The 24,360-nt window shown below is 51.7% G+C and carries 20 protein-coding genes and 4 pseudogenes; 14 read left to right on the top strand and 10 right to left on the bottom strand.

Annotated elements, in window-relative coordinates:
* Positions 1-15: 15 nt before the first annotated feature.
* The 8 genes from GTU79_RS13410 to GTU79_RS13380 all read left to right on the top strand — a co-directional run bounded on the left by GTU79_RS13410 (position 16) and on the right by GTU79_RS13380 (position 4,370).
* On the top strand, positions 16-324 hold the full coding sequence (locus GTU79_RS13410; protein ID WP_214514033.1) for a nuclear transport factor 2 family protein: 309 nt from the start codon (positions 16-18) through the stop codon (positions 322-324).
* A gap of 548 nt (positions 325-872) precedes the next feature.
* Positions 873-1,070 carry a hypothetical protein gene (locus GTU79_RS13405; RefSeq protein WP_203521547.1) on the top strand — a complete coding sequence of 66 codons (198 nt, stop codon included), beginning with the start codon at positions 873-875 and terminating at the stop codon, positions 1,068-1,070.
* Between the two features lie 48 nt (positions 1,071-1,118).
* Positions 1,119-1,502 (top strand): His-Xaa-Ser system protein HxsD, encoded by a 384-nt coding sequence (gene hxsD, locus GTU79_RS31385; protein WP_203521548.1) that lies wholly within the window; start codon positions 1,119-1,121, stop codon positions 1,500-1,502.
* 218 nt (positions 1,503-1,720) lie between these two features.
* Positions 1,721-2,683 (top strand): radical SAM protein, encoded by a 963-nt coding sequence (locus tag GTU79_RS13395; RefSeq protein WP_253073590.1) that lies wholly within the window; start codon positions 1,721-1,723, stop codon positions 2,681-2,683.
* Positions 2,641-2,934 (top strand): hypothetical protein, encoded by a 294-nt coding sequence (locus tag GTU79_RS30355; protein ID WP_253073589.1) that lies wholly within the window; start codon positions 2,641-2,643, stop codon positions 2,932-2,934. The genes GTU79_RS13395 and GTU79_RS30355 overlap by 43 nt, the downstream gene beginning before the upstream one ends.
* Positions 2,934-3,176, top strand: coding sequence for a hypothetical protein (locus GTU79_RS30350; protein WP_253073588.1), 243 nt, complete (start codon positions 2,934-2,936; stop codon positions 3,174-3,176). Before GTU79_RS30355 ends, GTU79_RS30350 begins: the two co-directional genes overlap by 1 nt.
* Positions 3,173-3,634: a hypothetical protein gene (locus tag GTU79_RS13390; protein ID WP_214514208.1), complete on the top strand. Its 462-nt coding sequence runs from the start codon at positions 3,173-3,175 to the stop codon at positions 3,632-3,634. The genes GTU79_RS30350 and GTU79_RS13390 overlap by 4 nt, the downstream gene beginning before the upstream one ends.
* A gap of 418 nt (positions 3,635-4,052) precedes the next feature.
* Entirely contained in the window at positions 4,053-4,370 is a 318-nt protein-coding gene (locus tag GTU79_RS13380) for a hypothetical protein (protein WP_203521552.1), read from the top strand.
* 125 nt (positions 4,371-4,495) lie between these two features.
* On the opposite strand, the gene GTU79_RS13375 is transcribed toward GTU79_RS13380, so the two are convergent.
* Positions 4,496-5,035 carry a nuclear transport factor 2 family protein gene (locus tag GTU79_RS13375; protein ID WP_214514031.1) on the bottom strand — a complete coding sequence of 180 codons (540 nt, stop codon included), beginning with the start codon at positions 5,033-5,035 and terminating at the stop codon, positions 4,496-4,498.
* A 113-nt stretch (positions 5,036-5,148) separates the two neighbouring features.
* Between GTU79_RS13375 and GTU79_RS13370 the strand changes: the two genes are divergently transcribed.
* From GTU79_RS13370 to GTU79_RS13360, 3 genes and pseudogenes are all read left to right on the top strand, one after another.
* Positions 5,149-6,084 (top strand): LysR family transcriptional regulator, encoded by a 936-nt coding sequence (locus tag GTU79_RS13370; RefSeq protein WP_203521554.1) that lies wholly within the window; start codon positions 5,149-5,151, stop codon positions 6,082-6,084.
* Between the two features lie 176 nt (positions 6,085-6,260).
* Entirely contained in the window at positions 6,261-7,028 is a 768-nt protein-coding gene (locus GTU79_RS13365) for a phytanoyl-CoA dioxygenase family protein (protein ID WP_203521555.1), read from the top strand.
* A 204-nt stretch (positions 7,029-7,232) separates the two neighbouring features.
* Positions 7,233-8,096, top strand: a pseudogene (locus tag GTU79_RS13360) (helix-turn-helix transcriptional regulator).
* 50 nt (positions 8,097-8,146) lie between these two features.
* Here the strand turns inward: GTU79_RS13360 and GTU79_RS13355 are convergent.
* The 3 genes and pseudogenes from GTU79_RS13355 to GTU79_RS13345 all read right to left on the bottom strand — a co-directional run bounded on the left by GTU79_RS13355 (position 8,147) and on the right by GTU79_RS13345 (position 11,659).
* Positions 8,147-8,489: pseudogene (locus tag GTU79_RS13355) on the bottom strand (PTS fructose-like transporter subunit IIB).
* A gap of 28 nt (positions 8,490-8,517) precedes the next feature.
* Positions 8,518-9,396 carry a [formate-C-acetyltransferase]-activating enzyme gene (locus tag GTU79_RS13350; RefSeq protein WP_214514030.1) on the bottom strand — a complete coding sequence of 293 codons (879 nt, stop codon included), beginning with the start codon at positions 9,394-9,396 and terminating at the stop codon, positions 8,518-8,520.
* The gene (locus tag GTU79_RS13345) at positions 9,362-11,659 is read right to left on the bottom strand and encodes a formate C-acetyltransferase (protein ID WP_214514029.1); all 2,298 of its coding nucleotides are present in this window, start codon (positions 11,657-11,659) and stop codon (positions 9,362-9,364) included. The genes GTU79_RS13350 and GTU79_RS13345 overlap by 35 nt, the downstream gene beginning before the upstream one ends.
* Positions 11,660-12,015: 356 nt before the next feature.
* On the opposite strand from GTU79_RS13345, the pseudogene fsa reads away from it, so the two are divergent.
* Positions 12,016-12,677: pseudogene (fsa, locus tag GTU79_RS13340) on the top strand (fructose-6-phosphate aldolase).
* 23 nt (positions 12,678-12,700) lie between these two features.
* Here fsa and GTU79_RS13335 read toward each other — a convergent pair.
* Positions 12,701-13,552 (bottom strand): annotated as a pseudogene (locus GTU79_RS13335) (PA4780 family RIO1-like protein kinase).
* 391 nt (positions 13,553-13,943) lie between these two features.
* On the opposite strand from GTU79_RS13335, the gene GTU79_RS13330 reads away from it, so the two are divergent.
* Positions 13,944-14,852, top strand: a complete 909-nt coding sequence (locus tag GTU79_RS13330) for an SDR family oxidoreductase (RefSeq protein ID WP_203521561.1) — start codon at positions 13,944-13,946, stop codon at positions 14,850-14,852.
* Positions 14,853-14,863: 11 nt separating this feature from the next.
* On the opposite strand, the gene GTU79_RS13325 is transcribed toward GTU79_RS13330, so the two are convergent.
* Entirely contained in the window at positions 14,864-16,318 is a 1,455-nt protein-coding gene (locus tag GTU79_RS13325) for a DASS family sodium-coupled anion symporter (RefSeq protein ID WP_214514028.1), read from the bottom strand.
* A 564-nt stretch (positions 16,319-16,882) separates the two neighbouring features.
* Between GTU79_RS13325 and GTU79_RS13320 the strand changes: the two genes are divergently transcribed.
* Entirely contained in the window at positions 16,883-18,037 is a 1,155-nt protein-coding gene (locus GTU79_RS13320) for a cobalamin-independent methionine synthase II family protein (RefSeq protein ID WP_203521563.1), read from the top strand.
* Between the two features lie 501 nt (positions 18,038-18,538).
* Here the strand turns inward: GTU79_RS13320 and GTU79_RS13315 are convergent.
* The 4 genes from GTU79_RS13315 to GTU79_RS13300 all read right to left on the bottom strand — a co-directional run bounded on the left by GTU79_RS13315 (position 18,539) and on the right by GTU79_RS13300 (position 24,181).
* Positions 18,539-19,540 (bottom strand): LLM class flavin-dependent oxidoreductase, encoded by a 1,002-nt coding sequence (locus tag GTU79_RS13315; RefSeq protein ID WP_214514027.1) that lies wholly within the window; start codon positions 19,538-19,540, stop codon positions 18,539-18,541.
* Positions 19,541-20,511: 971 nt separating this feature from the next.
* Positions 20,512-20,850, bottom strand: a complete 339-nt coding sequence (locus GTU79_RS13310; protein WP_214514026.1) for a hypothetical protein — start codon at positions 20,848-20,850, stop codon at positions 20,512-20,514.
* Positions 20,851-20,939: 89 nt separating this feature from the next.
* Entirely contained in the window at positions 20,940-23,201 is a 2,262-nt protein-coding gene (locus tag GTU79_RS13305) for a hypothetical protein (RefSeq protein WP_214514025.1), read from the bottom strand.
* A complete protein-coding gene (locus GTU79_RS13300) occupies positions 23,132-24,181 on the bottom strand; it encodes a hypothetical protein (RefSeq protein WP_214514024.1) in 1,050 nt (349 codons plus the stop codon). Before GTU79_RS13300 ends, GTU79_RS13305 begins: the two co-directional genes overlap by 70 nt.
* Positions 24,182-24,360 lie beyond the last annotated feature (179 nt).

Genomic DNA, 24,360 nt, shown 5'->3' with positions numbered 1-24,360 from the left:
ACAGTTACGAGGAAAATGATGAGCGAAAAAAATCGCCGGTTTCTGACATCCCTTTTCCAGACGATTGCAAGCCGGGGATGGGGAGATAACTTTATGTCTGCACTGCATGAAGACCTGGAGTTCAATGCAATGGGAACTTCGCCCGTATCCGGGACCTACCAAGGGAAAGAGGCTTACTGTAGTCAACTTATTAAACGACTTGATGACAAGCTGGAATCATGGCCTGTCCCAATAATCGATACGATGATCGTCGATGGCAACCTTGCCTGCCTGCAATTCCATGCTACAGGTGGAAAGGGAAAAACGGTGCAGATTTTAATATGAGCTATTGCTGGGTGCTACATCTCGAGAATCAGCAGATTACAAAAATATGGGGTATTACGATGCATTCAAGATGAATGAGCTTTTAACATATAATAACTATCTCACTCTCGAATGATAGTTATTTTATTACCGCCGCCAGGATATCGCCGTGTTTGCCCAGCGCTATTCTTACCATGGGATAAATTCAGTGATTGGCTAATGATAATGATAATGATTCCGTTACTCGCTGCGGGGTTACTCAAGTAATGATTCTTCAATATATTCCACCTAATGACGAAGTAAAACCTAGAGATCACGGCTTCTTTTGCATTGAATAAATATTGTTCTATGTCAATTTTTGCAGTAAAATCAAAGGAAAAAATAATGCATAGGAATATTATTATATTGATTGATAATTTCCTTATGTTTCTAAATTGGTAAGGATTTATAATGAAAGAATTACCTACCGTACCTAAAATCTCGCTAGACGAGGTTGAAAATAGCAAAAGATAAAACCGATTCTCGCTGGGATTGTTGTTGGGATGTTAGCAGGCGGCAGCATGAACGCCATGGCATCAACGGACACCAGGCCGGTGAACAATGGGGTTCAGGAAAGCATCACTAACCGAACCAACCCGCAGACCGGCGTAGCCGTTATCCTGGATCGGCCGGCGTTAGATGGGCAAGCATTCGCCGCCCACTATAGCCATTCCAGCCACGCGAGCCATGCGAGCCACTACTCTTGCACGCCGGGTAAAACCTGCTAATGGGTCCTAGCCAGCAGCAATGCTGGCTATATATAGAGTAAGTAAACCATGCCGCCCATTGGTAAAGGTGTGAATGCGTTCGGCGATTATTTTTTCGTCATCGTAGACAAAGAAATCTATGCGACCAATGCAATAATGAAAACATGTTATTCATTGACAGACCGGTTTTATATTCACGTCACTAAAGTAGCGGATAAACAATTATCGATTAATTTTTATAATAAAAATTCCGCAGCACCAGCCAGCGATATCAACCGGGCGGTCCAGGACTTTCTTGATCTGCTGCATGAAAACCAGATGCGTCAGATTGTGCTCGGCGAAACAAAAGAAATACATGCCGAAATCGTTAGAAAAGCCTTTTCGCCGGCGGCCACGCTGGTGCGCGACGCGGTTTCCGACGATATTCTTCATATACTGACTTCCCAGGTATGATGCCAATGCAGATTAACCTGGATCCTGATTTTATACCCAGCATGCCATTGAAGAAATGGCGTCTTTATTTGCGGATTATTTATCAGTATCCGCCCGAAACGGAGGAGGTATGCTGCTGGATTTCAGCGTCACAAAGGCACACGACCTTGAGAGCGCGGTAATCATCAATACTTTTCTCAATAATGCGCTGATACTCAGCATACAAGAAAAATTCAATCATGAGCGTTAAATTCGCAAACGCTGAGGCTTTTTACCAACCTCATTATAAGTTGTTACCCTTCAGATTCAGCAAATTGGATGCTAAACGGTATTTTATTTCAACTGATTACGGCGAATGGATTTGTTTAACTGACGAACAGCTTAGCGTCTTGGTTTCTAAAAAAGAAATCACCGATAAAAAACTTTATTATGAATTGAGATCGAAGCACATCATTATCGATGACGATGCCTTAGATCCGATCCCCCTCTTGGCGTCCAAATATAAGACCAAAAAAGCCTTTCTCGAAAACTTTGCTCAATTGCATATTTTTGTGCTGACCGTACGCTGCAACAACTCCTGCGTTTACTGCCAGGCATCGAGAAAATCCTGTCAGTCCGACTCCGCTCGCTTTGATATGAGCGAAGCCGTGCTCGACGGCAGTATTGATATGGCCTTGTCCATGCCCTCCTCCAAGCTCACGCTGGAGTTTCAGGGTGGAGAATCGACGTTGACAATGCCATTGGTCCGACGGGCTGTGAAGCTGGTGCAACAAAAAAGTACGGGTAAAGAGATCCAATTCGTGCTGTGCACCAACCTATGTGAAGTGAATGACGGCGATCTCAACTTTTTGATCGAGCATAATATTTCCATTAGCACCTCGTTAGACGGCCCGCAGTCATTGCATAATGCTAATCGGAAATTTAGCCAGGCCGGCGCTTGGGAGGCGCTTATCGCTACCCTGGATCGCATCAGACAAAAAAACGCCTTCGGTAATGTTAGCGCGCTGATGACGACCACACGCCCAAGTCTCGGCCTGCACAAAGAAATCATCGATGAATATATCCGACATGGGTTTAGCAGTATCTTTATACGCGAATTGAATCCTTACGGCTTTGCACAAAAATATTTCAGCAAAATTGGTTATACGACCGAAGCCTTTTGGCTTTCTATGAAAAATGCCTGGACTATATCATACAGTTAAATAAAGACGGCCAGCCGTTTCGCGAATCCTATGCCAGTCTGATTGTAAAGAAACTTGTCACGCCCTGGGCGACAGGTTTTGTCGATTTACAATCACCCTGTGGCGCCGGTTTCGGCGTCACTTTATATAACTACGATGGCAATATTTATCCCAGCGATGAAAGCCGCATGATGGCTGAAACCGGAGATCGGCATTTTAAGATGGGGAATGTGCAGGAGAATACCCGGGCGGAATTGTTTTGGGGCCGGTAATGCAAGAATTGGCGATGGCGGGAGTTAACGATAGCTTGCCCGTCTGCTCGGACTGTGCTTATGCGCCCTATTGCGGCGCCGATCCTGTCCGCCGCTACCAAGTCACTGGTTCGCCTTATGGGCGGCCGGGCAAGGACGATTTTTGTTATAAAAACCAGAACATCATCAAAATGATTATTAATAAATTGACCTCCGGTGACGTTCAGACCCGGCATATATTGCTGCAATGGGGGTTGCAATGAAGCGGTCCATCCCTCTTGACACCTGTTTTTTGTTTACGCAGGCAGAATCGACCTATGGCTTGATTCGAGAACTATTCGGCAAAGTAGTCACGGGGTCCTACCCGATGACCAACCGCGATATTGTCTATTTGGCTGCTGACGCCATCCTCCCTTCGTTCCCGGACAAATGCCCGGCCGCGCTGATTTGCACGGCCGACGACTGCCGGGCGTCTGCACTGTTGGAAAATGGTCGGTTTCCCGTGCTTCTGGTTAAACCGAATATTGTCTTCTCGTACGGAGACATTATCAGTATTAGCGTCAAAGGCAGAATTCACCGCCATTATCGTACCGCATCACACAACAATGCTTTTCTGGTTACTGAAGTCTGCAATAACCTATGCATAATGTGCCCGCAACCGCCCAAACCGGCACGGATTGCGGATCCTTTCAGTTGGAAGCAAGCGTTGCGGCCACGATAGATCTGCTGGATGATGACCATTTGCCCGAGACGCTATGTATTACCGGCGGCGAGCCAACGATGTTAAACGAAGGCTTAATACGCATCGTCGGTAAGATTGCACAGCGCTCCCCATTGACCTTGATCCACCTTTTGACTAACGGGCGCTTTTTATTACGAGCTATGTCGCCCATCTTGCGGCGGCGGCTCGCGGCAATCTGCTGGTCGGCATCCCGCTTTTGCACATGTTTCAGACATTCATGATTATATTGTGCAAAGCAGTGGAGCTTTCGACCAAACCCTAACGGGATTGCTTAACTGCTATAAGCAGGGCATTTCCATCGAATTGCGTATCGTATTGCATCAAAGACGATTGAATATCTTCCGGATTTAGCGGAATTTATTGCGAAGAATTTATTTTTGTCAAACATGTGGCGCTGATGGGTATGGAGAATATGGGCTATGCCAAACTTAATTGGTCAGCCCTTTCAATCGACCCTTGGGATTACAAGGATACTCTGTCGGCAGCGGTGGATACTCTCCAGCTCTATGGCATAGAGGCCCGCATTTTTAATTTGCCGCTCTGCGTGGTCAACAGCGATGTACATGACATCTGCGCCAAAAGCATCAGCGATTTCAAAAATACCTATCCGCCGGTATGCGCTCAGTGTATTAAACACGACGACTGCGGCGGTTTTTTCGATTCCGCTACTGACAAATTTTTTCTCACGCAACATATCACGCCATTTTTGGCTTAATGACATCGGCTTAGATATTTTTCAGGTGATTGTGTTAAGCGGCTGCGAAACGCCGCCGGTACCATTCAAATCCTGTACGTATCCAAGCATGTCTTTTTCTCCATCCAGTTGAAAGCGCCGTGTCGTTATTCGCGCCGCACATTGCCGACCGGCACGCGCGTCCAGAGATCGTTGAACGCGACGCTATCGAAAAATGCGGTTCCCTCGACAGCCAGGCCGTCCCTCATTTTGAGAAACCAGGCATAGTTGTTGACGTAGGGCTTGCCGTCATTGGCAATGCCTCGTCCCTGGAAATGCGCGATCACCATGTCTGCATCGCCATAGATGCCGTTGATGGCGATGGGACGGAACTTATCAGTAGATTGTGCAAAGCGCGCGCCAAAGGGAATGTTGATTTTTTGGTTCAACTCATTCTTGCCGACCGTCGTGCCCGCGATAAGTGAATTGCCGGGAATCGTCCACTTGATATCGTCGGAAAGAACGCTTAGGACACTGCCCGTTCCACGGCTCCAGGCTGTAAGCCCCTCCTCGACTTTCCGTTTGTTGGAAGCAGTGGCATCCGTACCGCTTTGGGCTAAGGCCAGCGGCGCGGCAAACAGCGCGGATAACGTCGCGGCCCCCCCGAAGTACAGTGCGTTACGTCGTCCTTTATCAATCATATTCATGGTGAAGTTCCTCATTTATCAGCGCGGAAGCCTTACGGTGGAGAGCAGTTGTGGCCGTGAAATGACTGACAGGTTACTTCATGCCCTTGGGCTGATAAACTGCTGGAAATGGGATGGGTTATCAACCTGAGGTTTGTAATCGTCTAATGGAAAAAGATCAACTCGACGGGGTCATTACGTTTCTTGCCGTCGCGAATCACTTAAGTTTTACGCGGGCGGCGCTGGTGCTGAACATATCGTCGACGGCTGTGAGCAAGGCCATCCAGAAGTTTGAACAGCGGTACGGCGTGGTCCTGTTCCAGCGAACAACGCGTAGCGTCGTCTTGACGGAGCCCGGCGCCGTGCTGTTCGAACGTTTACAGCCGGCCGCCGCCGACATCGGCGATGCGTTGGCGCATCTTTCGAGCTACCAGGCGCGTCCGACGGGCACCCTACGTCTCACCATGACGCGTTTCGCAATGACGCTGCTCGTTGAACCCTTTGTACCCGAGTTTTACCGCGCTTATCCCGACGTCACGCTGGAATTGTCGATAAATGAGGGAACGGTCGATCTCGCGAGCGGGCCTTATGACGCGGGTATCCGGCTAGGAGAGACAGTGGAAAAAGATATGGTGGCGGTGAGGCTGACGCCCGAACTACGCTGGTCTGTGGTCGGCTCTCCTGCTTATTTTGCCAGGGCCGGGCGGCCGCAAAAGCCCGAAGAGCTGACGCTGCATGAAGGCGTCATCTACCGATTTGTCACGTCGGGACAACGACACCGGTGGGAATTCAACCGACGGGGCCATGACTTCCTGGTAGATATGCCCGGACGAATCGTGGTCAATGAACGTGCGTCGCTGTTGTCGTTCGCCCGTCAGGGCCTGGGCCTCGCCTATGTCGCCGACCTTGAAGTAGCCGGGGACCTGGCCGAGGGCCGTCTTGAGTCGGTGTTGCGGGACTACATCCTGCCGACCGTCGGGGCGCACCTGTACTTTCCGGCCGGGACTCAGGCGCAGCCTAAGCTACGCGCGTTTATTGATATGGCGAAGCGCAAAGGACTGGCGTTTTAGCCGCGGTGTTCTGCGGATGTTGCCGCACTGTCCCATGAGTGGATTTCCAATATAAATCACACTTTTGCCGCCATGCCACATATGTCCAGATTTTCGTTGCATTAGCCTGCTTCTTTATTGCTCATGATCGCGTATTTTTTAATACGTTACAAAAACGTGAAAATGAAGGAGCTAATATGAAAACCCAATCTGAAAGCTATCTTGAGGCTCTTGGCGCCACTGCTGATTTATCCCGCGATATGATTGACCAGTTGGAGACCAAGGGCTACGTCGTTATCCGCGATGTTATTGACCCGGACTGGCTTGAAGATATGCGTGCGGCGTTTGACGGGCTGATAAAAAAGGAAGGGGATAATCTCGCGGCAGAACACCATCAGGAAGAGACCGCCACCCGAATCGCCAATATGATAAACAAAGGCACGGTATGGGAGAAAGTCTGGGCTCATCCCATCGTTCTGTCGGTATGCCGCCATATTTTCCAGCGGCCATTTAAAATCTCCAGCCTGAATGGCAGGGAAGCGCTCCACCACGGCGGTCATCAGCCCCTGCATGCGGACTGGAAAAAACCCCGTCCCGATTTTCCAAAGGTCCATCTGGTCAACGCAATCTGGGCTATAGATGACTTGAGCGCGGCCAACGGCGCGCCGCGCATTATTCCCGGTACCCACCATCGGCCGGAATTGCCCGAAGATATCTTGCCCGACCCGGCCTTACCGCATCCTGATGAAGCCATTTTTGCGGCGCCGGCGGGCAGCGTGATGATTTATAACGCCCATGCCTGGCATGGCGGGACCACCAATACCGTGGGTACCCGGCGCAGAGTTTTACATGGCTTATATTGCGATCGCGAGGATGCGCAGCAGCAGGATCAACGCAAATGGCTGAAGCCGGAAACCGCCTCCCGTCTGACGCCGGCGCAAAAGTGGCTCCTTGACGTTTTATGAAAAACAGACGGATGGCCGCCGTGTTATGACCTAAGCCTATTTTTAACAATGGCTGCGGCACCAAAGCTGAATGTTCGGTTTCATTGCACATGGGCCTGAAGGTTTTCTTCAGGCTCTTAATCATAAAATGACCCATCCTGTCTCGCTTGAAAGACCTCATGAAACCTTTTAAGATCCCCGTTATCGTTTAAAAGAGATCTGGCTATGCAGCAAGACGTTATAGACATCATTGCTCGGTTGATTTCCCGTCATCATGCAATGACTTTAAAATTCCCGAATAACTCGCTCCCTGCCCCGCCTTTGGCTAGCGTAGTAAGCTTTCCTCGTCTCGAAATTGTGATAGAAGGAGAAGTTCAAGATAAAAGTCTGCCGGAAGCCCAAGGAATTCTAAAAAAATACAATGCGCTTTATATACCCGCGGGCAAATGGAATTTGATAAGCTGGACCCGTCCTGCAACATTATTAAGCATTCTATTTAGCAAAAATAAATTAGGCTTTAGCATTCAGCACTGGGATGGTGATAAACTCATCTACGTTGATAAACAAAACGTCGCCCGCCTCGGCCCGCGGGTCGGTTCTTTTCTGCTGCAAGCGATGAATGAGATTGTTTCCAACCTGGACGATCAGCAAACCGCGCGATTGGTTCTCGCCGGCTTGCTGAGCCACTGCTCAGACCAACTCATCAACCAGGCGCAGAAATTAACCCCAGCCGGGCGTTATTTGAGGTCATTCAGGAATATATTGACGATAACGCCTCGTTTCAACTCACCCGCGATGATGTTGCTAAACGTTTTCATATTTCTCCCAATTATCTTTCACATCTTTTAGAAAACCGGCAGCATTGGTTTCAACGAATACCTTAACCACGTTCGTCTGGAACGCGCTAAGTTATTACTTAAAGGTTATGATATGAAGGTTAAAGAAATCGCGAGCAGCTGTGGTTTCATCGACAGTAATTATTTTTGTCGTATTTTTCGTAAAAGTACGGCCCGATCCCCAACCGAATACAGAAGCCAGTGGCGAAGCCAATGTGACAATAAAGAGAGTAACGACTTATCTACCAGATGAAGGGTATGAATACCGCGATCCCTATCACATCCCTTTACGTTACCTATTCTTCAGCTCACTTTAAGATGTGTGCCATTGGGTAAATTAAACGCTTGTTCAACTACTGACATCACTTTATGGGGCTCTAACAAAAATGCGGGTGGTTGTCTGAACGCTTCTGCACGTTGCAAACCGTTCCGCGCCGTCAATGACAATATCAGTGATAAGCACCGCCACATTTGCCCTCGCTATATCTTCCGCCGTTATGGCATTTTCCGTGCCTAATGCGCCTTGCGTTTCAACCTTCACGGACCATTTTTCCTGCTGGCATAATTTTTCGAAACGTTCCGCCGCCATATACGTATGGGCGACGCCGCTTATACAGGCAGTTACCGCAACAAGATAACGCGTCATTCTGTCACCTTCCTATCCTCTTAGCGGACTAGCCGCCGACCTTAATACGATAGCCGGCGGATTCAGCCATTAATCGCAACGGAGCGATGTCGCTTTCATCCGGCGCAGGCACGCCTTTCATCTGCCATGGCCGGTCTAACAGAGAATACTTGGGCTCTCCGTAGGGGTGGAAAGGCAATATATGTAATTCATCTATTGCCAAAGGCGCCAACACATCCAGTACCCGGCACATATTCTCCCGCGTCATTGTATATCCCGGAATCAAAGGAATGCGCGGAATAACGTGGATACCGTTAGCCACCAGTAAGCGCATATTTTTCAGCACCCGCGGCAAATTGATATGAAGCACTTCTTTTGACTGTTTTTCATCCATGATTTTCAGATCAAATAACACATCATCACATTGACGCGCAAGGGGCAGTAAACGAGCGGCAGGCGCATCGCCGGCTGTTTCAATCGCGGTATTGATTCCCAATCGCCGCAACCTGGCAAGAAAACGCGTGGCAAATTCAGCCTGCATTAATACTTCTCCCCCCGAAAGCGTCACTCCGCCGGACGATGAACGAAAGAAGATATCATCCTTCAGTGCCTCTTTTTCCAAACCATCCAGCGTCACGTCGCGGCCGATACGCGCCAATGCGCCGGAGGGACATTCATCCGCATCATTGAGACAGACAGCGCGATGGAGGCATTTTTTTTCACGGCGCACTGTTTCAATACTGCCGGAAATGGATTCAGGGTTGGCGCACCATGGACAGCGATGCGGGCATCCCTTGAAAAAAATCACCGTACGGATCCCTTGTCCATCGTTAAGGGAGTAGCGCTGGATATTGAAAATGCGGGCCGTTTCATCGGCCGGATAGTCAATGCATTTACAATTGATGCGCCGTGCGGCGGATAATGTCATCCTGAATCTCCCTCGACAACTCCACAAAGAAGGCGCTATAACCGGCAACGCGAACCACCAGGCCGGCAAAATCCTGCGGACGCTGCTGTGCTTCCCGCAACGTTTGGGCATTCACCACGTTAAACTGGATATGCTGCAGTTTCAGTTTGGTAAAGGCGTGCAAAAAGTCGCTGAGTTTATTAAGCCCGCCGTCGCCCGCAAGCGTAGCCGGGGTAAATTTCACATTTAACAGCGTACCGTTCGACAGCAAATAGTTGTCCAGTTTACTGACTGATTTTAATACTGCCGTAGGTCCATTGCTGTCCTGCCCCAGCATCGGCGATAGCCCGCCGTCGGCCAGCTGTTCACCCGCAAGACGTCCGTCCGGCGTTGCCCCGACCACCGCACCCAAGGGTATATGGGCGGATACGGTATAAGACCCCGGCGAGAAATGCCCGCCGCGGGGGTTGGTCCAGGTTTCGACTTCTTTGCAATAGAAGCGCAGTAAATCAGCGCTGATATTATCCACCTCGTCAATATCATTGCCGTATTTCTCAAAGCGGTTAATCAGCCGGGCCCGGATATTTTTCCCGTCCGCAGTGGCAAAATTCGCTTTCAGCACCGCCAGAAGCTCATCAAAGCTCAGACGCTGTTGATCAAATACCATACCTTTCAAGGCGTGTAACGAATCGCTGAGATTAGCGATGCCAATGCCCTGGACACCCGAGAAATTATAGCGCGCGCCGCCTTCGGTTATATCCTTGCCCTTCGCCATGCAATCGCTGATAAACGAAGAAAGCAGCGGCACCGGCGCCCGGTCGCGGTGGCCGATATCGCAAATATTGCTGCCTTCCACCATCAGCTTGATATAGTGGCGAATCTTATCGCGTATCTGCCTTAGCAGGCTGTCCCAGGTGATAACCGCGCTGCCCTCATTTTCCAGCAAGACAATCTCCATGACTTTAAGCAGATTGAACATGGCAATATCATGCAAACCGTAGGTTCTGCCGGGAATAGAAAGCTCGACGCAGCCTACCACCGCATAATCGCGAGCATCCTCTAGTGAGACGCCCCGATTCAGGAACGCGGGCACCACCACTTCATCATTAAAGATCTGCGGAATGCCGGTTCCCAGCCGGATGGTTTCCGCCGTTTTCAGCAAGAACGGACGATCGATTAATTCATTTACCCGTACGCCGATATTCGGCTGAGGAAGCTGAACGGTTTGATAGGCGTCAAGACACAGGAAAGAGAGCATATTCACCGCGCTGCGGCCATTTTCCGTCAAGCCGCCTAATATCACGGTATAACCCGTTGGGAACCCGGCAAAATAGCGGGCGCTGCCGGCTGAACGCAACAATACTACGTCATTACATTTTACCCACAGTGATTCCAGCAACTCTTTTAGCAACGCCGGACTGTGGCCACGGCTCAAAGAGGACTGGTAAAATGGCAGCATGTATTGGTCAAAACGCCCCAGTGATAAAGAGCTGGCGTTAGATTCATATTGCAATATTACGTTCATGTACCAAAACAACTGACAGGCCTGCCGGAAATCTTCCGGGCGATACTGGGCATTATGACGGGAAATATCCGCAATCGACCGCAATTCCTTACGGCGGCTATCGTTTGTGGACCCTTTCGCCAATTTGGCGGCCAACGCGGCATAACGCCAAATACGTCGCTGTGATGCTTCCAGCAATAGCAAGCCGGCCTGAAAGAAGACGTTATCCTGATGCTCGGCGCAGCGGCTTTTCATCTCGGCAATAAGCTTCGCCAGGCCGTTATTCAACAGGTGCGGATAATCAATAATAATATGGCCCTGGCCTTTATCGGTCTGGTTTATGCTGAAAATCTGCGTACTGACGGCAGCGTTAACCTCGTCGCTCATCTGACCATTAATAAAGTCTTTCATCGATCGCGTTACCCAATAAGGATAAAGCTGCTCGCGATAAATCTGTTTATCTTCGTCACTGATGTCAAAACGATCCTGAGGGCGAGAGGAAAATTGATCCAGCTCGTTAAGCAGCCAATAAGGATCCATTTCCGGAGAGATAATTCCGGACCGCGGTTTTACGGTGCGGTTGCCGGCAATCAATTCGCCATCACGAATTTCAATATCAACATTATCAAGAATATAGGCGGTTGCCTTGGCGCGACGCATTAACACCGGCTCACCTGCCGTTTGTCGATGGCTGGCGGTATAGAGCAATGCCCTCTCCAGCGAAATTTCGCGGGGATGGGCCAGCATTGCGCTTTTCAGCTGTTGGACTCGATTCGTCATGAAGACCCCTCATTAAAAGAATGGCATGAAAACACCCACCGGGCAGGCCGCTTTTTCAAGGTAGCCGGCGCTTTAAACAATAGGCATACGCCACGGAAGATGACAGACGAGAAAAAGGGCATTTACTGGACTTTTGTATTGTTAAAATAAAAATGCGAGCTTGCTCAACTCTCTTGCCCATAAGGACTCAAGTCAAATCCAATGCGAAGTTGTGACTTGAAGCACATTTTATTGCGTTGAATACATTTATCCAGTGTTTGACACTTTTGACGCATAGCTTAATAGCGCCATGTTTTTTAATCTGGCATCAGCGCGAACGTGAAAGTGACTATGACGATTGAATGAAAGGAAAACCGATGGAACTCTATCTGGATACCGCGAATGTCGCGGAAGTAGAACGACTGGCGCGTATATTCCCCTTGCCGGCGTTACCACCAATCCAAGCATTGTTGCCGCCAGTAAGGTCCCGTTATGGGAAGTCTTGCCGCGCCTGCGGGAAGCCGTGGGAAAAGATGGCCGTTTGTTTGCTCAGGTATTGGGCCGCGACGCGGCAACAATGGTTGCTCAGGCGAAGCAATTGGTGGAGCGCATTCCGGGGATTGTGGTAAAAGTCCCGGTGACCTCAGAAGGACTCGCCGCCATCAAGCTATTAACCACCGGCGGGATTACAACCCTGGGCACAGCGGTTTACAGCCCGGCGCAGGGACTGCTGGCCGCACTGGCCGGCGCGGAATATGTTGCCCCTTATGTCAACCGGGTAGATGCGCAAGGCGGCGACGGGATCAAAACCGTACAGGAATTGCAGGCGCTGCTCGACCTGCACGCGCCGCGCTGTAAAGTGCTGGCCGCCAGTTTCAAAACCCCGCGCCAGGCGCTGGATTGCCTGTTGGCAGGCTGTGAGGCCATTACCCTGCCTTTGGACGTGGCGCAACAATTAATCAGTTCTCCGGCGGTGGACGCCGCCATCGATAAATTCGAGCATGATTGGAGTGGTGCGTTTGGAAACCTGAACCTATAAACAAGGCGGCATCCCGGCGGGCTTTAAAGGTCGCGCTCCTTCTGTGCCCGCTGGCGATCGTAGTATTCATATTCAGCGGAAATGATTTCATCGAGCAATGAATCCACATCGGCTTTCTGGGTATTTTCGGCGAACTGCCCGGTGAGAATGGTTTCCGGTGTCAGCTTCCCGTCTTCATACAGCGCCCAGATTTCTTTCGCATAACGGGTTTCCAGCAGCCGCGGCGCGAACCGGCCGTAGTATTCGGTCATGTTGTTGACATCCCGTTCGAACATGGATTCGGCGTGGTTGTTCGCCGCGGCATCCACCGCCTGGGGCAGGTCGATAATGACCGGCCCTTTGGCGTCCATCAGCACGTTGAATTCTGATAAATCCCCGTGCACGATACCGGCGCACAGCATTCGCACGATATTGCGGATCATGGTGTCGAAATCGGCTACCGCTTCATCTTCCGTCAGAATCACTTCGCTCAGACGCGGCGCGACCACGCCGTCGGCGTCGGTGATAAGCTCCATCAGCAGCACTCCGTCCAGACAGATATAGGGCTGCGGTACTCGCACCCCGGCATCCGCCAGCAGGAATAGCGCATTGACTTCCGCCGTCTGCCAGGACTCTTCCTGCTGCTTGCGGCCGAACTTTGTGCCTTTTTGCATAGCCCGCGCGTTGCGGCTGTTACGGACTTTGCGGCCTTCCTGATACTGCACGGCCTGCTTGAAGCTACGCCATCAGGCTTCTTTGGAGACTTTGGCGCAACTGTGCTCTTCACCGCATAACACAGTGTACACGTCGGCTTCTTTGCCGCTTTTCAATCGACGGACCACATCGTCTATCAGACCGTCAGCCACCAGCGGTTGGATTCTATTTGGTATTTTCATGCAGCCTTGTACCTTATTTCAGCGCATGAGGGAATGACCTGCGCACTATATTTGCCGCGAAGGATCTATCTTGTAGCACTGATGAGTCGCTTTATCTGTTATCTCGCATATGCCAGACTGCCTTCATTATGCCACACTATTTATTGTTACTGGGCAATATCCGCGTAGTGTATTCGGTGTCAATCAAGACGGTTACCGCTGCCAGGGTGGGAGCCGATGGGCTAACGCCCTGAAAATCGCCGGATTCCGGGCGTTTTTACGTTGATGGCCCGCCACGCGGCAATCCCTCCGGCGACGCGATCCTGTTGCTATTTATACTACGATAAACTCACTACTTTTATAGCGGCCGCTTTCAGGCAACACTTCCTTCACACAACACTGGAGGTATTCTATGCGCGTATTTCTTACTGGTGCGACCGGTTTCATCGGATCACGCATCGTACCCGAACTGCTTGCCGCCGGGCATCAAGTCCTCGGTCTGGCGAGATCGGATGCCGGCGCCCGGTCCCTGGAGGCCGCCGGCGCGCAAGCGCATCGCGGCGATCTGGAGGATCTGGACAGCCTTCGCGACGGCGCGGCCAAGGCCGATGCGGTTATTCATACCGCATTCGATCATGACTTTTCGCACTTTGTGGCCAATTGCGAAAAGGACAGGCGGGTCATTAACGCCTTGGGTTCCGCCCTCAAAGGCTCCGCCCGGCCCCTCATCATAACATCCGGAACCGGCATGGGCGATGCCGGACTGGGCCGGCCGGCGACGGAAGACGTTTTCAACGCCAACAACCCCAATCCGCGCGTGGCCTCCGAGCTGGAGGGCAATGCACTGCTGGCGGCCGGCGTCGACGTACGCGTGGTGCGGCTTCCGCAGGTCCACGATACGTTCAAGCAGGGGCTTATCTCGCCCTTCATCGCGATCTGCCGGGAGAAAGGCGTGGCGGCCTATGTCGGCGAGGGAGCCAACCGCTGGCCGGCGGCCCATGTGCTGGATGTGGCGAAGCTCTATGCGCTGGTCCTGGACCAGGGGCGCCGGGGGGACAGGTATCATGCCGTTGCCGAGGAGGGCGTTTGCGCGCGCATCATAACGGAGGTGGTAGGAGCAGGGCTCGGTGTGCCGGTGGTGTCCCTATCGCCCGAACAGGTGCCGCAGCATTTCGGCTGGTTCGCCATGTTCGCGGGCATGGACCTGCGGGCTTCCGGCGCATGGACCCGCGAACAGCTCGGCTGGGAGCCGACCGGCCCGGGGCTGCTGGACGATCTGAAGCGGATGGACTATTCGCTGCCGGCGGGCGGACATCAATGATCTATCGCCGTTCAAAACAGTCCTAGAATCCGCCACCAGGCCAGTCCCACCGCCATGAATATCACCTGGTTGATTATGCTGATGATAAAACCGGTGCGCCACCAGACATTGGTGGGCACATAGCCGGCGCCAAACAGGATGGGACCGCGCGCATGGGTATATTGGGTCAGGGAGCAATACAGGCTGCTGGTAAATGCCAGCATAAAGGCCATTGGCAGCGCCGGAATGCCAAGCTCTATGCCGACGGCCAGAAACACCGCATACAGCGCGGCGATCTGCGCGTTGCCGCTGGCAAAGAAGTAATGGGGGTACATATAGGCGGCATTTAACAGCAGCAACACCCACACCCAATGCGTGCCGGACATCAGATGGCCGATATTCGAGCCTACCACATTGCCGAACCAGGTAGTGAATCCCAGATCCTTCAGCTTGTTGGCCATCATCAGCAATGCGGCGAACCATACCAGGGTGTCCCAGGCGCCCTTTTCGCTTTTGATATCTTCCCAGGTCAACACGCCGGTCAGCAATAGAAACGACAGGCCGACAAACGAACCGGTGGTGGGATCCACCCCGAGGGTTGAGCCAAAAATCCACAGTATCAGCAGCAGTAATACCGTGACGACCATCAGCCACTCCGAACGGCCCAGCGGGCCCATTTTTTCCAGCTCGGCGGCGGCGAACTTAGGCGCATCCGGCGTCTTTTTAATCTCCGGGCGCACCAGGAAATAAACGCATGGCGGCACAATGACGAGCGACACCGCGCAGGGCACCACGGCGGCGAGAAACCATTCGAACCAAGAGATAGACACGCCGGCGTCGGCTGCCAGCTTCACCGCCAGCAGATTGCCGGTATACGCGGTCATAAACAGCGCGGAGGTGATATCGTTGACATTGCCGATGCAAACGATCAGGAACGTGCCGATTTTACTGCGCGATGCGTTATCGGGATGAGAATCAAAGCTGCGCGCCAGCGAATCGGCGATGGGATAAATTACCCCGCCGCAGCGCGCGGTATTGCTGGGCATTGCCGGCGCCAGCAGCAGGTCGGCGAACGCCAGCCCGTAAGCCAGGCCGAGGGTACGTTTTCCCAGCAGCCGAATCAGCATCAGCGCCAGCCGTCGCCCGAGGCCGGTTTTGATAAACCCGCGCGCAATCATAAAGGCCACGACGATAAGCCAAATCAGAGAACTGTTAAGTTCGCTTAGCGCCGTAACGATGGCGCCTTCGGCGCTCTTGTCGCCGGCGGCATAAGTCAGCGCAAAAAGGGTGATGCTGATAATGCCTATGGCGCCGATGGGCAGGACGTTAGCCACAATGGCGATAATGGTGGCCACAAATATCACCGCTGAATGCCAGGCGTGGACACTGAGTCCGGTGGGGGGCACAACCCGCCACAGCGCCAGGCCGGCCACGACAATGACGGCCAGCGACAGCCAGCTCAGACCATAGGATGTTTTGATTTTCAACGGACGATCCCTTTGTTTAACGTTAGGATTTCAGTCTATTCCCTTAGAACGGCGCCTGTATTGCGGATATTTACCATTATAAGACAGGATAAACCTTGAATATGACAATTATTCATTAATTAGAAAGCATTATTTTTAATTTATTCATTAATTCTTTAATAATTTATTACAATATAAACTTATTGAAAGAGCAGAACATATCCTCCTGTTTGCCGGCAACAAAACTAAAATGACGCATTAATTTTTTATTGATCTTGATCAAGTAACTTATCAATAATTCATTTTGATGGGTGGACTTTCATCGCCCATTGTTGCAGCTGTCAACGTCTTATTTAAGGGAAAGATTATTTCCCCTACCCTCCTTCGCAATAAATGGCCGGCTACGATTAATTATCCGTCATGATTAAATGCGATTGAATTCGTTCCGTGAAGCTCTTTTATTAACATCACCGTGACGATGTCCCGGTATTATTGGCGGTCGGCAATTCACCCTTCCTCCCCTAGAATAACCGCGGTGGTTTCATCCACTCATAATAGAAAAAATTATCTCAGAGGAGTCTGCACGTGTCGCAACAAGAACCTCGCATTTTAACCACCCATGTCGGCAGCCTGCCGCGCCCGACTCGATTGCTGGATCTTATGAAGGCCAATATCGAAGGCACGGGCAATCGGGCCGAACTTGAAAATTGCATCCGGGAATCGGTAATCGAGTCAGTTCAGCAGCAATTGGCTGATGGCATTGATATTGTCACGGACGGCGAAATGTCCAAAGTGGGTTTTTTCGCCTACGTCCGCGATCGTATCTCCGGTTTCGAGCCCCGGCCGGGAGCGGGTTATGCCGCTTTTGAAGCTGAAGTCGAAGCGTTTCCCGAGTATTACAGCGAGTATTTCGGCAAAGCAATGCTGGGAGGAAACCTGGTGCCTTTTGTTCCGGTCGTCTGTACCGGGCCGGTGTCCTATCATGGCGTCGCGCAGCTCAAGCGCGATCTGGGCAATCTGGCGGATGCGCTGAAAATCACTCCCGCTCATTCCGCCTTTGTTCCTTCGGTGGCGCCCACAGGCGTCGGCAGCAACGCTTTTTATGAAAATGAGGGGGACTATCTGTCAGCTATTGCCGAAGCCCTGCGAGTCGAATATAAAGCCATTATCGATGCCGGATTTACCCTGCAGATTGACGATCCCTTTTTACCCGATCTTTTTGCCGATCGGCATCTCACCAGCGCCCAGATCCGTCAGAAAGCCACTGATTATGTCACCATTCTGAATCATGCGCTGCGCGGAATTCCCCAGGAAAAAATACGCTATCATACCTGCTATAGCATCAATGAGGGGCCGCGTATCCATGACGTGCCTTTTATCGAATTTGTACGCTATATGCTGGATCTTAACGTCTCGGATTACTCCTTTGAAGCCGGGAATGTCCGCCATGAACATGAATACCATATATGGGAACAGGTGAAACTGCCGGAAGGGAAACGCCTCATCCCGGGGGTTATCTGCCACGCCAGTAATACCGTCGAACACCCTGAGCTCATCGCTGAACGCTTGATTCGTTTCGCTGAGCGCGTTGGAAGAGACAATGTGCTGGCAGGGGCTGATTGTGGCTTCTCTTCACAGGCAACCTATAAAACCGAGGTGCATCCCACTATCGTCCGGGAGAAGTTCAGGGCACTGCGGGCCGGGGCGGAGATCGCCAGCAAGAAATTATGGCGGCGTTAAGATAAAAATACCGAGATCGCCGCTGGCGGCACTGGCGGCACTGGCGGCACTGGCGGCGGTAAATTTTATGGAACCTGAATTAAAATAAGGAATAGTCCGGCATACAAAAACGCATTACCATCTATAATCAATTCTCTTAACTATCTTCAACAGAGAACACCATGAAGAAAATTGCACTTTGCTTGGCTTTAGCCGTTTTTACGCTGCCGATAACCACCATAAGCTGGGCAGCTCCCGTCAGGCATGAAAAGGTCGTTGTGGTCCATAAGCATCGCCATCATGTGGTAAAACACCCGATTAAAAGACATCACCCCGTCGTTATCGAAAGACGCTAAATAGCTTTGCGCATTAATGCTTCACTTCTCATCGTGCAGGGCCAGCGCTGGCGGGATGTCATCTCCCGCAAGTGTAGCGCTAATATGAAAAGCTATTTAGACCAGGCCTGACGCCAGGCAACGCTTTCGCGGCTGACAGAGATCTGTTGGCCGCGTTTTTTATCGTTCAGCGCCATCCCAGGCCGGGCGCCACATGGGTCAGGATTGACTCGATGACGTGAACGTTATAGTCGACCCCCAATTGGTTAGGCACGGTCAACAGCAAGGTGTCGGCTTCGGCTATGGCTTCATCCTGTTTTAGCTCCGCGATCAGGACATCCGGTTCGGCGGCGTAGCCGCGGCCAAAAATAGCGCGGGTCTTCTCATCAAGAAAACCGATTTGGTCGCCATCGCGGCTGCTATTGCCGAAATAGGCGCGATCCCGCTCATCCATCAGGGCGAAGATACTGCGGCTCACCGACACCCTGGGTTCGCGCGCGTGACCGGCTTCCCGCCACGCGGCACGGTAGGCCCGAATTTGCTTGGCCTGCTGAATGTGGAAAGGTTCCCCGGTTTCGTCGTCCTTAAGCGTTGAACTTTGCAGATTCATACCTAATTTAGCTGCCCAGACCGCGGTGGCATTGGAGCCGGCGCCCCACCAAATCCGGTCCCGCAGGCCGGCGGAAAAGGGCTCGAGGCGCAATAAGCCCGGCGGGTTCGGGAACATCGGCTGCGGGTTGGGCTTGGCGAAACCCTCCCCTCGCAGAAGGTCAAGCAAGACCTCGGTATGGCGTCGTCCCATGTCGGCGTCCGACTCGCCTTCGGCGGGCTGATAGCCAAAATGGCGCCAGCCGTCTATGATCTGTTCCGGGGAGCCGCGGCTGATGCCCAACTGAAGGCGTCCGCCGGAGATAAGATCGGCCGCGCCGGCGTCTTCGGCCATGTAATGGGGATTTTCATAGCGCATATCGATAACGCCGGTGCCAATCTCGATGCGGCTGGTTCGGGCGCCCACCGCCGCCAGCAGGGCAAAGGGGGAACTGAGCTGGCGGGCGAAGTGATGCACCCGGGAATAGGGCCCGTCCCCCCCCAACTCCCCCGCGGCCACGGAAAGTAAAAGGGATGGCAGCAGCGCGTGGGGGGGGGGGCGGGTACGGGATGGGGGAAAAGGAGCCAAATGCCAAAACAAAAAAAACCCGTTTTTCTTAAGGAAATAAAGCCCTTTATTATCTTTGTTTTATTAATGTAGGAGCCCCTCCTGCAAAACCCGGCCCCACCTAAAACCGCCAGTCCGGCGCAACATACCGGTTAAGCACTGTTGTCCCGATAATAAAGCCCACCCTCTGAAGCGCAAATCACGGTTGCCGCCATTGGCGGACGGTAACGTCAAGGCCGTCGGATTCAACCCACGGTTGACCAGGGCATGGCCCGGACAGCTTTGTTCTGAAAAGCGGAACGTCTCGCACTCTACGCCAAAAGCTCAATGCCGGTGACGTTTCGCATTTTATAGATACCCCTGCCCAAAAGGTGATACCCATCGCTTCGGTATTCAGCACGATAATTTCTCTTTCAGCGTAGGGCATCATTCTGCCTCTGCCATAAACCTCGATAAACGGCGGGCGCGAGTTTTTCATACGAGATCATAAATGACGCGGTACTGGGCGTGAATTTTTACAAAGGTGTTTAACATGAAATTGCCTTAGGGCAAGATTCACCATACTTGCCCCGCTCTCATGGAAAACCATTCTGTTTCGCCTAATCCTGGAGTGCTTGAGTATGTTGCCTTGGTTGGATGGAAACGGACATCCGTGGCATTAACCCATAATAACGCTGAAAAGCAATTATCCTGCTGTCTATTTTCATTGATTTCCGTACTGTATACGGATTTTGTCGATTTCACGTCTGATATGATCAAAATTACCATCCATTAAATAGCTGAAACTGTAGATTGCCGTCCACAGTGATTCTATAAAACGTTCTTCCGGACATCATCCAGAGTGTTGTGATATCAGTTATTGAGGGCTGGTGTAATTTCAGCCCGACAAGCCTTAATCTAAGTCAACTTAGCATCCTGCCGACCTTGGCAGAGAATGACCACATCTGCTGCCTATAGGAGCGACAAATGGTATCGTTTCACCATGTTTGTCCAATCCTCGCTGGTCACCGGCACACTTTCGCCGGTATGAATATTTTCGCCTCGTTTACCGGACCGGTAAGTTCTTCCAGCACCACGCCGATACGCTGCGCTGGGTGCATTTCTCCTTCAATCATATAAGCGGTAGCAATACTTTTGACGCGGAAAAATGTATTGGGCGGATATAAATATTCCCTAAGGTTGATATCGTAGCCATTGAGGGTCAATTCGCCGTCGGCGGTAACGGTATCGCTCAGCAGGGGAATACATTGCCGTCCATTCTCGATTTTAAAATAGAGCAAAGCCTGCCTGTGTTTCTTACCCGATAGTCCTTCACCATCGGTTAGGGCGGTAAATTTTTGCATAAAGATCTCGCGCGTGAACGGTTAAAAGGTAGGGTAATTGGTGACGATATCACCAGGACCAATACTTTCGCCCCATGGAATAGTAAACCCTAAAGGATATTGCCCCATACCCAGATAATTTCCTGATTGCCGGGGAGCGAACGTTTAATTAAGTCAACCATAGATAAATAACTGTGTTTGTCGGAAAATTGCCAATCGTTTACTGGGATGTCGTGCCAGAGATTTTCATTTATCCTTTTCTTGGAGGGCATATTCCCCGTCAGTTCAATCGTCATTGAACCCTCAATATAACTAATACTGTCTTCGTTGTGCCATGTCCAAAAACGCAATGCCATCCTCTCCCTCGCAGGCAATGCCTTCACCATTCGCACATAAGCGTCTATATCCAGCGATTCCTGAGCCAACGGAATGCCCTGCTCGGGAAACAGCAAATGTTCGCCCCCCGGCTCGCCGTACCGCGATATATGCGCTATGCATTCCACACCGTTCAGATGCACCTGGGACAGGGTGTCTATGCTTTGCTGCTGTTGCCAAACCCTGGCCGCCGCCGAGGCGCCCCGCCCGCTTAATCCATGAGATAAAATATTCCTCAAGCGCACTGCCGCCGGCATGGGGATGGCCGCCAATTGATTATCTGCGGATAAAGTATACTTTCTGCCGATAACGTCGCCGGTATGGGGACTTATCCTGGCGTACACAGGCTGGCCAAGATACCGGTCACCCCCCAGCATCACGATGGGAATATCATCATTTAAGCCCGCCAGACGAGCGGTTGTATACCCCTCCGGGCCGACAGGCAGCTTATCAGCCGGTGCGGCATGGCCCATTTTCAAAAAAAACTTTTCCATGGACGGGCTATGGTTACGCAATAGCCTGATAGCTTGTTGCGTCTGGCGGAACGCAGCCTGGCCCAGCATGCCTGCCGCCTCGATGCCGGGATCGAAGGCCCGGGCCAGCACCAGCAGCAAATCAGTCAGCATCCTGCGGTCCAGCTCTTCCGACGCCGAAACCAGGGCAAGCTCGACAAACGTCCGCGTGGCGGTGCTTAAGGCGCCACCCAATGTAGAACCGGCCTTTAAACTCGCCGCTCCCGCGCGCAGGGAAGCCCCGCCGCCCAGCCCCGCTTTCAGTAGAATGCGCATGGACTGGCCCGCGACCTGGCCGGCCAGCGGCACCAGATTGAGGCTGTCCGTTACGCACGATATCAACGCCTGTTCCCGCCTGTGGGGGTCCCAGGCGGCACAGTGATAAAAAGGAATAAATGACAGCATGAAATGATTGAAGGCTTCACGTGTGGTCTCTTCATAACCCCGGATATAAAGCTGCGTTGACAGCTTTTTACCGTGCAGCGCAACAAGGGCTTCACAGAGAGCATCCACGTCTTTACCCGCGGTCTTATAAACACCCGCTGTTCCCTCGCTGGAATAAATGTTAAGTCGATAGGATTGATACTCTTGCGCCACATTCTTCTCCATCAGCGGAAAATAGTTTTCCAGCCGCCGATCGATGCGTTTGAGCCAATAGCCCGACTCATCGCGACCGAGGGCAAAGATATGCTCCGCTTTCGCCGTGAAGGCCAAAAAGAGGTCGATGCCCGGCAAAAGCTGTACCGCCGGTTTCGCTCCGTTGATAAAATATTCCTCCGGCAAGCCGGTCAGATAATTCAGCCGTGAGAAATCCGCTCCTGCCGTCCTGATCGTCGACATGATAAGAAATTGCTTCTCATCCTCGGAGAGTTGCGCCATGACATCCAACATCATTAGCCGATCGATAACGGCAAATTTCGCGGTAATAACTTCATTTTGTTGATCAAAGGCCTGATTGAGATCCGGCAGACAAATTGAGGGGTGGTGCCCGTTGTGGTGTAGCGCGGAGGGACAATGATAATCTTTCGCGTTGGTTTTATAATTTTCCACCAAGGTCGTAAATTCCTCCGGCTTCAGCTCGCCACAGAGCTTTGTCAATATCTCCTTGGCCAGTTCCGTGCGCGATTTATAGCCGCTGATAGCTTTGCCGAATTGCCTGAATGGATTAACCGCATATTCCCTGGTTTCCCCCGCGGAAAAAAAGTGCTGCAGCACTATCTGCTTAATGTCTTCATCTCGCCAATCAATAAGCAGGTCGGCGATTTTATCTTTATCAAGACCTGATTTGAGATAATGCAGCACCGCCGGGAAGCCAAAAAGTTCTATCACTCCGGCCGGCAATGAACCCATCATTAGCATGGCCGATATTGAACAGCCGATTTCAATGACGTCCCGCAGGGCCATATCGCCGATGTCTACCGCGTTTTTGGCGGCAAAAGCGAGTCCGATATGCAGATAGCACCAGTCCAGAGTGCCCATTTCCATGCTATCGCCTCCGGCAAAAACAGCGTGGGCAGCGACGGGGCAATAATCTTGTCGAGCACATATTGATAAGCCGGATTGCTCTTGCCATCCTCCTCTGTTCCAACGTCCTGTAACGGCAAGAGCTTTTTAAATACCGCGTCACGGCAGGTTTTGATATCAAAAGCGATGATGGTTTGCCGGTGGCCGTTAACTTGTGCGGCAATGACATCCGCCATTTGCCGCACCACAAATGTTTCAAGGGAGGAGCCGAACAAATTATTCATGCTCCAATCATTAACGATTTTATGCATGACGTTTTGCGTCATTTTTTCGCCGGGAGAAGCGCCATATAGACCGGACCCCTGTAATAAGGTAAAGGCCATTTTGGCCAACCCTTCAGGTCTGCCCGCAAGAGATCCCGCCGCGCGTTTCACCAGTATATAAGGAATGTCCGGCTCGGAACGATTCTGTGCCTCGCCGTGGCCGGCTGCCGTCGTCAAATTCAGTAATCGGGCGATATGATTATTCTGCCGCGTCACATCCGGCGCGGGATCGCGATGCCCTCGCGCCGTTTCGCGACGCTCCCGGTACGCCGCGGCGGCTGCAGGAGCCGCTATTACCGGGCCGGGACCATCAATGTCCTTGTGCAGGCCGCTCCAGGCGTTATAGGGGCCATGTTCCGCCATCGGCTCCGTCGTCGGGTTCATTAACCCGCCCGAACCGTTTTCTTTTCCGGCAATGGATGGCCATGCCCCGGAAACCCGGCCCATCCGTCCCAGCAGGCCGCCGGCATAAAGCAAGCCCATAAAGATGCCCTTGCCACTGACGGCGGTATCACGGGCCGAGGACGCGATTCGCCGCCGGGGCTCATTGCGCGCATGCCGCAGTACGCCGAACAATAGCTCCGTTTCCCGCTGCTCTTGTGGCGACATATCATTGGATAACAGCTGTTGTTCAATTTCCGAATATTTTTTCCAAACCGGCATATTCAATGAATTCATCAACGCTCCTTAATATCATTGCCATTCCATTTGAGTCTTTGCTAGCCGAATATTTTCCGTTATTACAGAAAGTTTCCCGTTTTCTCATTTTTCATTAATAAGCCAAATATAGGCGTAATGGTTTTTTGCATTACCGATGCTATCCATATTATTCACATCTATTAAGTGAGTTTGAGAAT

It is taken from the genome of Sodalis ligni (assembly GCF_016865525.2).
GTDB lineage: Bacteria > Pseudomonadota > Gammaproteobacteria > Enterobacterales > Enterobacteriaceae > Acerihabitans > Acerihabitans ligni.
Note: the sequence above shows the minus strand (reverse complement) of the source record. Positions and strands in the feature narration are given on the sequence as shown.